General features: G+C 64.5%; 9 protein-coding genes. 1 reads left to right on the forward strand and 8 read right to left on the reverse strand.

Going from position 1 to position 12,788, the window contains the following annotated elements:
• Nucleotides 1-91 precede the first annotated feature (91 nt).
• The gene (gene katG / locus IVB50_RS11490; RefSeq protein WP_026233027.1) at nucleotides 92-2,260 is read left to right on the forward strand and encodes a catalase/peroxidase HPI; all 2,169 of its coding nucleotides are present in this window, start codon (nucleotides 92-94) and stop codon (nucleotides 2,258-2,260) included.
• 76 nt (nucleotides 2,261-2,336) lie between these two features.
• On the opposite strand, the gene pnp is transcribed toward katG, so the two are convergent.
• The 8 genes from pnp to rimP all read right to left on the reverse strand — a co-directional run bounded on the left by pnp (nucleotide 2,337) and on the right by rimP (nucleotide 12,713).
• A complete protein-coding gene (gene pnp, locus IVB50_RS11495) occupies nucleotides 2,337-4,490 on the reverse strand; it encodes a polyribonucleotide nucleotidyltransferase (protein WP_018455795.1) in 2,154 nt (717 codons plus the stop codon).
• Between the two features lie 376 nt (nucleotides 4,491-4,866).
• Nucleotides 4,867-5,136 (reverse strand): 30S ribosomal protein S15, encoded by a 270-nt coding sequence (gene rpsO / locus IVB50_RS11500; protein ID WP_007598346.1) that lies wholly within the window; start codon nucleotides 5,134-5,136, stop codon nucleotides 4,867-4,869.
• 2 nt (nucleotides 5,137-5,138) lie between these two features.
• Nucleotides 5,139-6,257 (reverse strand): tRNA pseudouridine(55) synthase TruB, encoded by a 1,119-nt coding sequence (gene truB, locus IVB50_RS11505; protein ID WP_018455796.1) that lies wholly within the window; start codon nucleotides 6,255-6,257, stop codon nucleotides 5,139-5,141.
• Nucleotides 6,254-6,685: a 30S ribosome-binding factor RbfA gene (gene rbfA / locus IVB50_RS11510; protein ID WP_026233028.1), complete on the reverse strand. Its 432-nt coding sequence runs from the start codon at nucleotides 6,683-6,685 to the stop codon at nucleotides 6,254-6,256. Before rbfA ends, truB begins: the two co-directional genes overlap by 4 nt.
• A gap of 156 nt (nucleotides 6,686-6,841) precedes the next feature.
• The gene (gene infB / locus IVB50_RS11515; protein WP_018455798.1) at nucleotides 6,842-9,544 is read right to left on the reverse strand and encodes a translation initiation factor IF-2; all 2,703 of its coding nucleotides are present in this window, start codon (nucleotides 9,542-9,544) and stop codon (nucleotides 6,842-6,844) included.
• Between the two features lie 70 nt (nucleotides 9,545-9,614).
• Nucleotides 9,615-10,298: an RNA-binding protein gene (locus tag IVB50_RS11520; protein ID WP_018455799.1), complete on the reverse strand. Its 684-nt coding sequence runs from the start codon at nucleotides 10,296-10,298 to the stop codon at nucleotides 9,615-9,617.
• A 22-nt stretch (nucleotides 10,299-10,320) separates the two neighbouring features.
• Nucleotides 10,321-11,931, reverse strand: coding sequence for a transcription termination factor NusA (gene nusA / locus IVB50_RS11525; RefSeq protein ID WP_007603900.1), 1,611 nt, complete (start codon nucleotides 11,929-11,931; stop codon nucleotides 10,321-10,323).
• 2 nt (nucleotides 11,932-11,933) lie between these two features.
• Entirely contained in the window at nucleotides 11,934-12,713 is a 780-nt protein-coding gene (rimP, locus tag IVB50_RS11530) for a ribosome maturation factor RimP (protein ID WP_018455800.1), read from the reverse strand.
• Nucleotides 12,714-12,788: the final 75 nt, after the last annotated feature.

Consider the following 12,788-nt stretch of genomic DNA (forward strand, 5'->3'; position numbering starts at 1 on the left):
ATTAAAGTCAACTTCCCCTGATCGAACGTGAAGCTTAGAGTGTTTCTACCTGGTCAAAGGCGCGAGTTCGACGCCACCAGAGGAGGTATTCATGGACGACACTTCAAAGTGCCCGTTTTCGGGTGGAAAACGTGTGCCGGCGAACCGCGATTGGTGGCCGACCCAGCTCAGCATCGAGATGCTGCACAAGAATTCCGCCAAGTCCGACCCGATGGACAAGGACTTCGACTACGCCAAGGAATTCAAGTCGCTCGACCTGAACGCGGTCATCAAGGACCTGACCGCTCTGATGACGGAATCGCAGGAATGGTGGCCCGCCGACTTCGGTCACTACGGCGGCCTCATGATCCGCATGGCCTGGCACAGCGCGGGCACCTACCGCACCACCGACGGTCGCGGTGGCGCCGGCGCCGGACAGCAGCGTTTCGCGCCGCTCAACAGCTGGCCCGATAACGCAAATCTCGACAAGGCACGCCGTCTGCTCTGGCCGATCAAGCAGAAATACGGCCGCAAGATTTCCTGGGCCGATCTGATGGTGCTGGCGGGCAACGTCGCGCTGGAGTCGATGGGCTTCAAGACCTTTGGCTTTGCCGGCGGCCGCGTCGACGTCTGGGAGCCGGAAGAGCTCTATTGGGGTCCGGAAGGCACCTGGCTGGGCGATGAGCGCTACAGCGGCGAACGCCAGCTCGCCGAGCCGCTCGGCGCGGTGCAGATGGGCCTCATCTACGTCAATCCGGAAGGCCCGAACGGCAAGCCGGATCCGATCGCCGCGGCCAAGGACATTCGCGAGACCTTTTTCCGCATGGCGATGAACGACGAGGAAACCGTCGCACTGATCGCCGGCGGCCACACCTTCGGCAAGACCCACGGCGCCGGCGATCCGTCGCTGGTCGGACCGGAGCCGGAAGCGGGCGCGCTCGAAGATCAGGGCCTCGGCTGGAAGAGCAAGCACGCGTCGGGCATTGGCGGCGATTCCATCACCAGCGGTCTCGAGGTGACCTGGACCACGACGCCGACGAAGTGGAGCAACAACTTCTTCGAGAACCTGTTCAAGTACGAATGGGAGCTGACTAAGAGCCCGGGCGGTGCGCAGCAGTGGACGGCCAAGGGCGCCGAGGCGATCATTCCCGATGCCTTCGACAAGTCCAAGAAGCATCGGCCGACGATGCTGACGACCGACCTCTCGCTGCGTATGGATCCGGCCTATGAGAAGATCTCGCGCCGCTTCCTCGAGAATCCCGATCAGTTCGCGGACGCCTTCGCCCGTGCCTGGTTCAAGCTCACCCATCGCGACATGGGTCCGGTGGTGCGCTATCTCGGTCCGCTGGTGCCGAAGGAAACCCTGATCTGGCAGGATCCGATCCCTGCTGTGAATCACGAGCTGGCCAGCGAGCAGGATATCGCCTCGCTGAAGACCAAGATCCTGGCCTCGGGTCTGTCGGTCTCGGAGCTGGTCTCGACCGCCTGGGCGTCGGCCTCGACGTTCCGCGGCTCGGACAAGCGCGGCGGCGCCAACGGCGCGCGTATCCGCCTCGCCCCGCAGAAGGATTGGGAAGTGAACGAGCCGGCTCAGCTCTCGAAGGTCCTGGGCAAGCTCGAAGCGATCCAGAAGGACTTCAACGCGTCATCCGGTGCGAAGAAGGTCTCGCTGGCGGACCTCATCGTGCTCGGCGGCACCGCCGCGGTCGAGAAGGCCGCCAAGGATGCCGGCGTCGACGTCAAGGTCGGCTTCACGCCGGGCCGCATGGATGCCTCGCAGGAGCAGACCGACGCCGCTTCGTTTGCTCCGCTGGAGCCGCGGGCCGATGGCTTCCGCAACTTCATCGGCAAGCGGCAGCAGTTCATGATGCCCGAGGAGGCTCTGGTCGATCGTGCGCAGCTGCTCCGGCTTACCGGCCCGGAGATGACGGTGCTCGTCGGCGGTCTGCGCGTGCTCGGTGCCAATGCGAACGGTTCGAAGAACGGCGTCCTCACCTCGAAGGTGGGAACGCTGAGCAACGACTTCTTCGTCAACCTGCTCGACATGAGCACGCAGTGGACGCCGGCCGGCACCGACGGCACCTATGAGGCCCGCGACCGCAAGACCAACGCGGTCAAGTGGACCGGCACGCGCGTCGACCTGATCTTCGGCGCACACTCGCAGCTTCGCGCCTACGCAGAGGTCTATGCCACGTCGGATTCCAAAGAGCAGTTCGTCAAGGACTTCGCCAAGGCCTGGACCAAGGTGATGAACCTCGATCGCTACGACATCGCGGCCTGATTCCAAAGTTCGGCAAGCGACAAACAAAAAGGGCGGCCGCGAGGCCGCCCTTCGTGTTTCTGGCAGGTAGCGAGATTTACTCGCCGGCCGCTTCGCGCGCGGGCTGCTGGCTCTCGCCCTTGCCCTCGAGGTCTTCGCCGGTCTCCTGGTCGACCACCTTCATCGACAGGCGGGTCTTGCCGCGGTCGTCGAAGCCGAGCAGCTTGACCTTGACCTTGTCGCCTTCCTTGACGACGTCGGAGGTCTTCTGCACTCGCGCCGAGGCGAGCTGGCTGATGTGGACAAGGCCGTCCTTGGAGCCGAAGAAGTTCACGAAAGCGCCGAACTCCATCACCTTGACGACGGTGCCGTCATAGATCTGGCCGACTTCCGGATCGGAGGCGATCGACTTGATCCACTTGATCGCGGCCTTCATCGCCTCGCCGTCGCTGGAGGCGACCTTCACGGTGCCGTCGTCCTCGATGTTGACCTTGGCGCCGGTCTTCTCGACGATCTCGCGGATCACCTTGCCGCCGGTGCCGATCACTTCGCGGATCTTGTCGGTGGCGATCTTGAAGGTCTCGATGCGCGGCGCGTATTCGCCGAGCTCGGCGCGGGCGTTGGTGAGCGCCTTCGACATCTCGCCGAGGATGTAGATACGCCCATCCTTAGCCTGACCGAGCGCGACCTTCATGATCTCCTCGGTGATGCCCTCGATCTTGATGTCCATCTGGAGCGAGGTGATGCCCTGCTCGGTACCGGCGACCTTGAAGTCCATGTCGCCGAGATGGTCCTCGTCACCGAGGATGTCCGAGAGAACCGCGAAGCGCTTGTCTTCGAGGATCAGGCCCATTGCGATGCCCGCGGTCGGCCGCTTCAACGGCACGCCGGCGTCCATCAGCGCGAGCGAGGCGCCGCAGACCGATGCCATCGACGAGGAGCCGTTGGATTCGGTGATCTCCGACACCACGCGCGTGGTGTAGGGGAATTCGTGGTGCGGCGGCAGCACCGGGTGGATCGCACGCCAGGCGAGCTTGCCGTGGCCGATCTCGCGGCGCTTGGTACCGCCGAGGCGGCCGGTCTCACCGACCGAGTAGGGAGGGAAATTGTAGTGCAGCAGGAACGTCTCTTTGTACGTTCCCGACAGCGCGTCGATGTACTGCTCGTCCTCGCCGGTGCCGAGCGTGGTCACGACCAGCGCCTGGGTCTCGCCGCGGGTGAACAGCGCCGAACCGTGGGCGCGGGGCAGCACGCCGACTTCGGCGACGATGTTGCGCACGGTCTTGGAATCGCGGCCGTCGATGCGCTTGCCGGTGTCGAGAATGTTCCAGCGAACGATCTTGGCTTCGAGCTCCTTGAACACGCCGCCGATGCGCAGCTTGTCGTATTTCGGCTCTTGGCCTTCCGGGAAGTAGTGCGCGATCACCTTTTCCTTGACCTTGCCGACCGCGGCGTAGCGATCCTGCTTGACCGGAATGGCGTAGGCGGCGCGCAGTTCCTGCTCGACCATGCCGAGCATTTCCTTTTCGAGCGCCGAATTGTCGATCGCGGTGACCTCGCGCGGCTCCTTCGCGGCCTTTTCGGCGAGCTCGATGATCGCGTTGATCACCGGCTGGAAGTGGCGGTGACCGAACATCACGGCGCCGAGCATGATCTCTTCGTTCAGCTCCTTGGCTTCCGATTCCACCATCAGCACGGCGTCCGCAGTGCCGGCGACGACGAGGTCGAGCTGAGTGTCGACCATCTCGTCGAGCGTCGGGTTGAGGATGAACTCGTCATTGGCGAAGCCGACGCGCGCGGCGCCGATCGGGCCCTTGAAGGGAGCGCCCGACAGGGTCAGCGCAGCCGATGAGGCCACCAGCGCGACGATATCGGGATCGTTCTCCATATCGTGCGAGAGCACGGTCACGATCACCTGGGTCTCGTTGCGCCAGCCGTCGACGAACAGCGGACGGATCGGACGGTCGATCAGGCGGGAGACCAGCGTTTCCTTCTCGGTCGGACGACCCTCGCGCTTGAAATAGCCACCGGGAATGCGGCCGGCTGCGTAGGTCTTCTCCTGGTAGTCGACGGTCAGTGGCAGGAAGTCGACGCCTTCACGCGGTGACTTCGCGGCAACGACGGTGGCGAGCACCACGGTCTCGCCGTAGGTCGCGACGACGGCGCCGTCGGCCTGGCGGGCGATCTTGCCGGTTTCAAGCTTGAGAGGGCGTCCACCCCAGTCGATCTCGACTGAATGCTTATTGAACATAGAGGTCTTCTTTCATGGGTTCTCGAAAGAAGGACGGGTCGAAAAACAAAAACCATGCGCAAGATTGCGGGACGTTGATCGAAGCGGGCGATCAGCGTCCTGCGATCCTGCCATGGTTTTTGGATTTCGGATGGCGTCCATCCCTTCGGGTCATACGGGCGCCTTGCCCGTTGTGCCCAGCCGCCGGATTGCTGCTGGACTGTCAGTCGGCACGAACGCGAACACCGAAGCGCGGTGTTCGCCCATCATGCCCGGATGCTCGCCGTCAACGGCTCGCATCCGACGCGCACGCAGCCTCGACGAAAAACCTTTAAACAAACGCTTTCGTTCGAAATCACGCGCGAAAACGCGCGCCGGTTGGCGCGCGCAAGAACTCTTAACGACGAATGTTGTGCTTCTCGAGCAGCGCCTTGTAGCGCGCCTCGTCCTTCTTCTTCACATAGTCGAGGAGCGAGCGGCGGGTCGAGACCAGCTTCAAGAGACCGCGACGCGAATGATTGTCCTTCACGTGGGTCTTGAAATGGTTGGTGAGGTTGGCGATGCGTTCCGACAGGATCGCGACCTGAACCTCTGGCGAGCCGGTATCGCCGGCCTTGTTGGCATTCGTCTTGATGACTTCCGCTTTGCGTTCTGCGGCAATCGACATCGTCAATTTCTCTCGTTGCGATCGGCGCTGGCAGTCAGGCCGGTCAGGTTGAACACACGCTTGGGGATGATTTCGCCATTGCCGACTTCGGCAAGCGCGAGAAGCCGGCCTGCCACCGTGACATAGACTGTGCCGCTACAAGTGGGCGCATCCCGTCCGCGCAACAAAACGGCCTGGCCCCGATGGAGCCTTGCCGCATCAGCCCGAGTGACGGCCAGTGCCGGGATGTCGTCCAGCGCGGTCTCAACGGGCATAAGCGCGTCGGCGAGGCTACCCTCGCCGGACGCGGCTCTATCGCACAAAGCCTCCAGCTGATCCAGCGGAATCATGTCGTTCTCGCCAAATGGGCCGACCAGGGTCCGCCGCAGTGCGCAGATATGGCCGTAAGTGCCGAGAATCCGGCCCATATCGCGGGCCAGCGCGCGGACATAGGTGCCCTTGCCGCACTCGGCCTCGAACACGGCCCGGTCGCTATCCGGTTGATCTACAAGGCTTAATCGGTGAATCTCGACCGGGCGCGAGGCCAGTTCCACGATCTCGCCGTCGCGGGCGAGGTCGTAGGCGCGCTCGCCCTGGACCTTGATCGCGGAATAGCGCGGCGGGATCTGCTGGATCACCCCGGTGAAACGGGGCAGCAGGGCCTCGATGGCCTCCCGAGTCGGGCGCTGGTCCGAGGTTGCGGTCGCCCGGCCCTCGATGTCGTCGGTGTCGCGCTCCTCGCCCCAGCACACCGTGAACCGGTAGCGCTTGCGGCCGTCCATGACGAAGGGGACGGTCTTGGTGGCCTCGCCGAGCGCGATCGGCAGGCCGCCGGAGGCCAGCGGATCTAGCGTGCCGGCATGGCCGGCGCGTTTGGCGTTGAACAGGCGCTTGAGCACGGCAACGGCCTGCGTCGAGGTCATGCCGATCGGCTTGTCGAGCACGACCCAGCCGTGGACGTCGCGACGGTCGCGGCGCGGCTGGTTGCCCTTCTGCTTGTTGGCGCGCGGATCGTTGTTGACGCGGCGCGGCTCTTGAGCGGGCTGAGAATTGCCGCTCATGTCCGCAAAATTATTCTTCTGCACGTCGAGCTGATCGGCCTCTTCGCCGCCGATCGTGCCGTGAGCCGGGTCCATCGTCATCGTTCTTCTTCCCGATCCGTATCCGGATCCTGTTCCAGGTCCTTCTGCACCGCGGGTGTTCGCAAAAGCTTCTCGATCCGTTCCGCTTCGTCGAATCGTTCGTCGACGCGGAAGCGAAGGTCAGGTGCAAATTTCAAGTTAACGCGCCGCGCGACCTCGCCGCGCAGGAATTTCTTGTTGCGCTCGAGCGCAGCGAGGACGATCTCGGTGTCGCGGCCACCGAGCGGCATCACGTAGACTGTTGCGAGCTTCAGGTCGGGCGACATCCGCACCTCCGGCACGGTGATGATGTGACCTTCGAGGTCAGCATCATGCACGCTGCCTTGCGCCAGAATCTCGGCTATCGCATGGCGAACCTGCTCGCCGACCCGCAACTGACGTTGCGAGCCGCCAGACGCGGAACTCTTTTTTTGATGATGGCGGGGCATGGTCTGAAAATCACCTCGTCATGCCCGCTTTTGGGACACGGGCATTGTCATTTGTCTTGCTGAAACGAAGAGGGGTGGATGGCCGGAAAAAATCCGGCCATCGTACTCCCGCAATTCAGTTCAAAAAAGATCCAGGCGCTTCGGTAAGATTTGGACTTACAGGGAGCGCTGGATCGTCTCCACGCGGTAACACTCGATGACGTCACCGGCGCGCATGTCGTGATAGTTCTCGAAGGCCATGCCGCATTCCTGACCGGACTGGACTTCCTTCACTTCGTCCTTGAAGCGCTTCAGCGTCGACAGCTTGCCTTCGTGCACGACGACGTTGTCGCGGATCAGGCGCACGTTGGCGCCGCGTTCCACGGTGCCGTCGGTGACGCGGCAGCCGGCGACCTTGCCGACCTTGGAGATGTTGAAGATCTCCAGGATCGCGGCATTGCCGAGCATGGTTTCCCGCAGGGTCGGCGCGAGCAGGCCGCTCATGGCCTTCTTCACGTCGTCCACGAGGTCGTAGATGATGTTGTAGTAGCGGATCTCGATGCCGTTGCGCTTGGCGGCCGCAGCGGCCTCCTTGTTCGCACGAACCGAGAAGCCGATGATCGCGGCGTTGAAGCCCTCCGCGAGCGTCACGTCCGATTCCGAGATGCCGCCGACACCCGCATGCAGGATGCGCGCGGCGACTTCGTCGGTGCCGAGCTTCTCCAGCGAGCCGAGGATCGCTTCCAGCGAGCCCTGCACGTCGGCCTTGATGATCAGCGGGAATTCCTTGCGGCCCGCCGTCTTCAACTGCGACATCATCTGCTCGAGCGAGCCGCGCATGCCGGAGATCGAGGCAGCCGCGTTCTCGCGCTTCTGGTGCGCGCGGTAGCTGGTGACCTGGCGGGCGCGGGCTTCGTTCTCGACCACGGCGAGACGATCGCCGGCTTCCGGCGGACCGTTGAAGCCGAGCACCTCGACCGGCACGGATGGACCTGCCTCCTGCACCGTCTCGCCCTGATCCGAGATCAGCGCGCGGACGCGGCCCATTTCGGCGCCGGCGACGATGATGTCACCGACACGGAGCGTGCCGCGCTGGACCAGAACGGTCGCGACCGGACCGCGGCCACGATCGAGCTTGGCTTCGATCACGGTGCCTTCGGCCGGACGATCCGAATTGGTCTTGAGGTCGAGGATGTCGGCCTGGAGCGCGATCATCTCGAGCAGCTTGTCGAGATTCGTCTTGTTCTTCGCCGACACTTCGACATCGACGACTTCGCCGCCGAAGGATTCGACCTGCACCTCGTGCTGGAGCAGCTCGGTGCGCACGCGCTCGGGCTTGGCGTCGGGCTTGTCGATCTTGTTGATGGCAACAATGATCGGCACCCGCGCCGCCTTGGCGTGGTTGATGGCTTCGATCGTCTGCGGCATCACGCCGTCGTCGGCCGCAACCACCAGCACGACGATGTCGGTCACCTTGGCGCCGCGCGCGCGCATCGCGGTGAACGCGGCGTGGCCGGGCGTGTCGATGAAGGTGATCTTCTTGCCGCTTTCGGGCGACAGCACCTGATAGGCGCCGATATGCTGGGTGATGCCGCCGGCTTCGCCGGAGACCACGTTGGCATGACGAAGCGCATCGAGCAGCGAGGTCTTGCCGTGGTCGACGTGACCCATCACCGTCACCACCGGCGAGCGCGGCTCGGTGTCGGTCGAATCGTCGATGGCGTCGAACAGGCCTTCTTCAACGTCGGACGCGGCAACGCGCTTGACGGTGTGACCAAGCTCCTCGGCGATCAGCTGCGCAGTGTCGGCATCGATCACGTCGGTGATCTTGTGGATCGCGCCCTGCTTCATCAGCATGCGGATGATTTCCACCGCGCGCTCCGACATGCGGTTGGCGAGCTCCTGGATGGTGATCGCTTCCGGAATGACCACCTCGCGGATGAGCTTTTCCTTCGGCTCGTTCGCGGCATGGCCCTTCAGGCGCTGGGTGCGGCGGCGGAACGAGGCGATCGAGCGCTCGCGGACGTCGTCGGCATTGAAGGCGGTGACGACCGTCAGGCGGCCGCGCTCCTTCTGCGGGCCGGGCTTGTGGGTGGGCTTGGGAGCGACCACAGGCCGCGCAGCGCCGCCGGGGCCGCGACGGATCTGGCGCGGACCGTCGTCCTCGTCCGGTCCGGCTGCGACGGCGGGGGCGCGGCCCACCGGGCCTCCCGGCCGCTGCGTGGTCGTTCCGGGTCGCGCGGTCGTTGTTCCCGGGCGTGCCGTGGTGGTTGTGCCGGGTCGCGCCATCGGCGCTCCGGGCCGCGCTGCAGGAGCGGCCGAGGTCCCCGTTGCAGGGCGCGCCACAGATTGCGGCTGCTCGCCTTCGCCAAAACGCTTCTTGGCCTCGGTTTCGGCCTTCCGCTTGGCTTCCTCCTCGTGACGGTGACGCTCCTCCTCGGCCTTGCGGCGGGCTTCGGCGGCCTCACGATCAGCACGCTCGGCGCTTTCGCGGACCGCGCGGCGCTGGGCCTCTTCCTCGGCATGGCGGCGCTCTTCGACTTCGCGCACCTTGGCATCGGCCAGCGCGCTGGCGCGGGCGGAACGTTCGTCCTCGGTCAGCGTGCGCAGCACCACGCCGGAGCCGGCGTTGCGCGGCGGCGCGGGGCGTGCCGGGGCAGGCTTGGGCGCGGCGGCCGGCGCGGGCTTCGCCACTTCGGCCACCTGCGGTTCAGGGCTGCCGTCGACACGGCGCTTGCCACGCTTCTCGACCACGACCTGCTTGCTACGGCCATGACTGAAGCTCTGGCGCACGGTGCCCGTTTCGACGCGCGGCTTGAGCGATAGCGTCTTGCTCGGAACGCTCAGCTTCTTGTCGCCAGGGGTCTTGGTATCAACCATTAAGCAGTCCTAATCCTGATCTTGTTGTCTTGTGCGTTGCCGCACCGTGCTATCGGGTGGTCGTTGTCTCTCAGAAATCCTGGCCGGGCTTTTCGGCAGTCCTGTCAGCGTCCGCCATCCGGTATCGGACCAGCATCTGGCTACGTGACAGGAATGACTTGCTCGCCGGGCCCGCGAGCAGGGCAGCATGTATCACATTTGACCGGGTAAGTGCCAAATCCAATTCTGTCGATTTTAGTGCAGTGACGACGGGAATCTCCGGCTTGGCGCCGCGATTTCCCTCATTTTGACGCGCCAGCATGTCCAATTTGCGGATTCCGTCCGCGGCCCCGTCGCTGGCATGGATCAGGACCTCGACCGTACCCTCCCGAAGCGCGCTTTCGACCTTGCCGAAACCGGCGACGATCTGGCGCGCCTTGGCCGCAATCCCAAGGGCTTCGACCACGCTCCGGACCAGGAGCGCCTCGAGGTCGGCGGGAAACGTCTGAGGGATGCGCAGCTCGCGCTTGAAGGCTTTCGTAAAATGGTGACGCCGAACGGCTTCCGCAACCACCTCGCGCGAGGCGGTGACCCACATGCCGCGTCCGGGCAGCTTGCGCTTGAGATCGGGAACTATGTGCCCTTGCGGCGAGACGACGAAGCGGATCAGCTCGTCGATCGGCCGGACCTCGCGGCTGACCGCACACATCCGCACGGTCGCGGACCTTTCGGTCCGCGGTCCATGGTCGAGTTCGGGGTCAGTATCGGCGAGCATCCGGGTGACATCCTCCTTCGCCCTAAGCCGGCTGATCTTCGGTCGCCTCGGCCTCTTCAGCAGGCTTGGCGAGATCGGCCTCGGTGATCCATCCGGCCTTGACGCGGGCCTGCATGATCATCGCTTCAGCATCGTCACGGGAGATCTCCAGGCCATCGAGCGCGCCCGGATATTTGGTCTGCTCGCCGCCTTCCTTGCGCTCGGTCCAGCCGACCAGATCGTCCGTGGCGCAACCGGCGAGGTCGTCGACCGTCTTGATGTCGTTCTCGCCGAACTTCACCAGCATCTTCGAGGTGACGCCGGGCACGTCCTTCACGGCGTCCTCGACGCCGAGTTCCTTGCGCCTGGCCTCGAGCTCGGCTTCCAGCTGTTCGAGATATTCCCGGGCGCGGTTCTGGAGTTCCTGCGCGGTCTCCTCGTCGAAACCTTCGATGCCGGCGAGTTCCTTGACGTCCACCATCGCGAGTTCCTCGACCGACGTGAAGCCTTCGGACGCCAGCAACTGGCCGACCACTTCGTCGACATTGAGCGATTCCATGAAGACGCGGGTGGAGTTCTCGAAGTCGGCCTGGCGGCGCTCCGATTCCTCCTGCTCGGTCAGGATGTCGATGTCCCAGCCGGTGAGCTGCGAGGCCAGACGCACATTCTGGCCGCGGCGGCCGATCGCCAGCGAGAGCTGGTTGTTGGTGTCGGGCACGACGACCTCGATGCGCTCGCGGTCTTCGTCGATGACGACCTTGGAGACTTCGGCCGGCGCCAGCGCGTTGACCACGAAGGTCGCGATGTCGGGCGACCAGGGGATGATGTCGATCTTCTCGCCCTGCAATTCGTTCACCACCGCCTGCACGCGCGAACCGCGCATACCGACGCAGGCGCCGACCGGATCGACCGAGGAATCACGAGAAATCACGCCGATTTTTGCGCGCGAGCCGGGATCGCGGGCGACCGCCTTGATCTCGACGATGCCGTCATAGATCTCGGGCACTTCCTGCGCGAACAGCTTTGCCATGAACTGCGGATGGGTGCGGGAGAGGAAGATCTGCGGCCCGCGGGTCTCGCGGCGGACATCGAAGATGTAGGCGCGGACGCGGTCGCCGTTGCGGAACACTTCGCGCGGCAGCATCTCGTCGCGGCGGATGATGGCCTCGCCGCGGCCGAGATCGACGATCACACTGCCATATTCGACGCGCTTGACGACGCCGTTGACGATGTCGCCGATGCGGTCCTTGAATTCCATATATTGCCGGTCGCGCTCGGCTTCGCGCACCTTTTGCACGATCACCTGCTTGGCGGATTGCGCGGCGATGCGGCCATATTCCAGCGGCGGCAGGGTGTCGGCGATGGTGTCGCCGACCTGGGCACCGGGATTGGCGCGCTGCGCATCCACCAGCGAAATCTGGTTGGAATGGTTTTCGACCGTCTCGACCACCAGCATGTGGCGCGACAGCCGCAGCTCGCCCTTCTTCGGGTCGATCTCGGCGTGAACGTCGGTCTCGCTGCCGTAGCGGGCCCGCGCCGCCTTGGCGATGGCATCCTCCATCGCCGCGATGACGATGCCGCGGTCGATCGATTTCTCGCGCGCAACGGCGTCGGCGATCTGAAGCAATTCAAGTCGATTGGCGCTGACTGCCATGGCTAGTCTCCTTCGTCAGGATCGATTTCGCCCCGTCGCGCGCGTTCGGCGGCCAGGCGATGTTTCTTGGTATTGGTCGGAGCCGGCTTCTTCGTCGCGGCCGGCGTCGGTTTCTTAGTCGGCTTGGTGTTCTTGGTCGTTTTTTCGCTGATGCTGGCGTGCGGCGCCGCCGGCGGCTCGAGGCCGAGATTGCGGCGCATTTCGCGGGCCTGGGCCTTGCCGCGGCGCATGGATTCCGCGATCAGCTCGTCCGTCAGCACCAGCCGTGCCTCGGCGATGTCTTCCATCGTCAGGAGAACGTCGGCAGCCTCGCCCGCCTTGATGTCGTCGCGATGCAGATGCACGCGGTCGCCTTCGACGGGGCCGATCGTGCCGCGGAACCGCTTCCGCCCCTCATGGGCGACAGCCATTTCGACCTTCACCAGATGGCCGGCATAACGCTCGAAATCGGAGCGGCGCACCAGCGGGCGGTCGATCCCCGGTGAGGAGATTTCCAGCCGATAGGCGCGATCGACGGGATCGGCGACGTCGAGCACGGGCGACAGTGCCCGCGAGATCGCCTCGCAATCCTCGATCTGCATCGAGCCGTCCGGCCGCTCTGCCATAACCTGCACGGTGCAGCCGGATTCCCCGGAAATGCGGATCCGCACCAGGCGGTAGCCCATGCCTTCGAGCACCGGCCCCGCGACCGCGGACACCCGCGCCGCGACGCCCGGCTCGACCACGAGCCTCGGCTCGGCCAGCAATTCGGCATCCGTGGAACCAGGGTTCGGTTCGGTCATGTCAGAGGTCAAGGCGCTCGGTATGGTTAAGGCTTGGTTAAGCTTTCAAGCCCGCTTCGGAACTCTCCCGACAGA

Source organism: Bradyrhizobium sp. 87, from assembly GCF_023073015.1.
Taxonomy (GTDB): domain Bacteria; phylum Pseudomonadota; class Alphaproteobacteria; order Rhizobiales; family Xanthobacteraceae; genus Bradyrhizobium; species Bradyrhizobium canariense_D.

What these genes read in the sequence shown, in the direction of transcription:
- katG (WP_026233027.1), top strand. Translation starts at nt 92, where the DNA reads ATGGACGACACTTCAAAGTGCCCGTTTTCGGGTGGAAAACGTGTGCCG.
- nusA (WP_007603900.1), bottom strand. Translation starts at nt 11,931, where the DNA reads ATGGCAGTCAGCGCCAATCGACTTGAATTGCTTCAGATCGCCGACGCC.
- rpsO (WP_007598346.1), bottom strand. Translation starts at nt 5,136, where the DNA reads ATGTCGATTGCCGCAGAACGCAAAGCGGAAGTCATCAAGACGAATGCC.
- rimP (WP_018455800.1), bottom strand. Translation starts at nt 12,713, where the DNA reads ATGACCGAACCGAACCCTGGTTCCACGGATGCCGAATTGCTGGCCGAG.
- IVB50_RS11520 (WP_018455799.1), bottom strand. Translation starts at nt 10,298, where the DNA reads ATGCTCGCCGATACTGACCCCGAACTCGACCATGGACCGCGGACCGAA.
- rbfA (WP_026233028.1), bottom strand. Translation starts at nt 6,685, where the DNA reads ATGCCCCGCCATCATCAAAAAAAGAGTTCCGCGTCTGGCGGCTCGCAA.
- truB (WP_018455796.1), bottom strand. Translation starts at nt 6,257, where the DNA reads ATGACGATGGACCCGGCTCACGGCACGATCGGCGGCGAAGAGGCCGAT.
- infB (WP_018455798.1), bottom strand. Translation starts at nt 9,544, where the DNA reads ATGGTTGATACCAAGACCCCTGGCGACAAGAAGCTGAGCGTTCCGAGC.
- pnp (WP_018455795.1), bottom strand. Translation starts at nt 4,490, where the DNA reads ATGTTCAATAAGCATTCAGTCGAGATCGACTGGGGTGGACGCCCTCTC.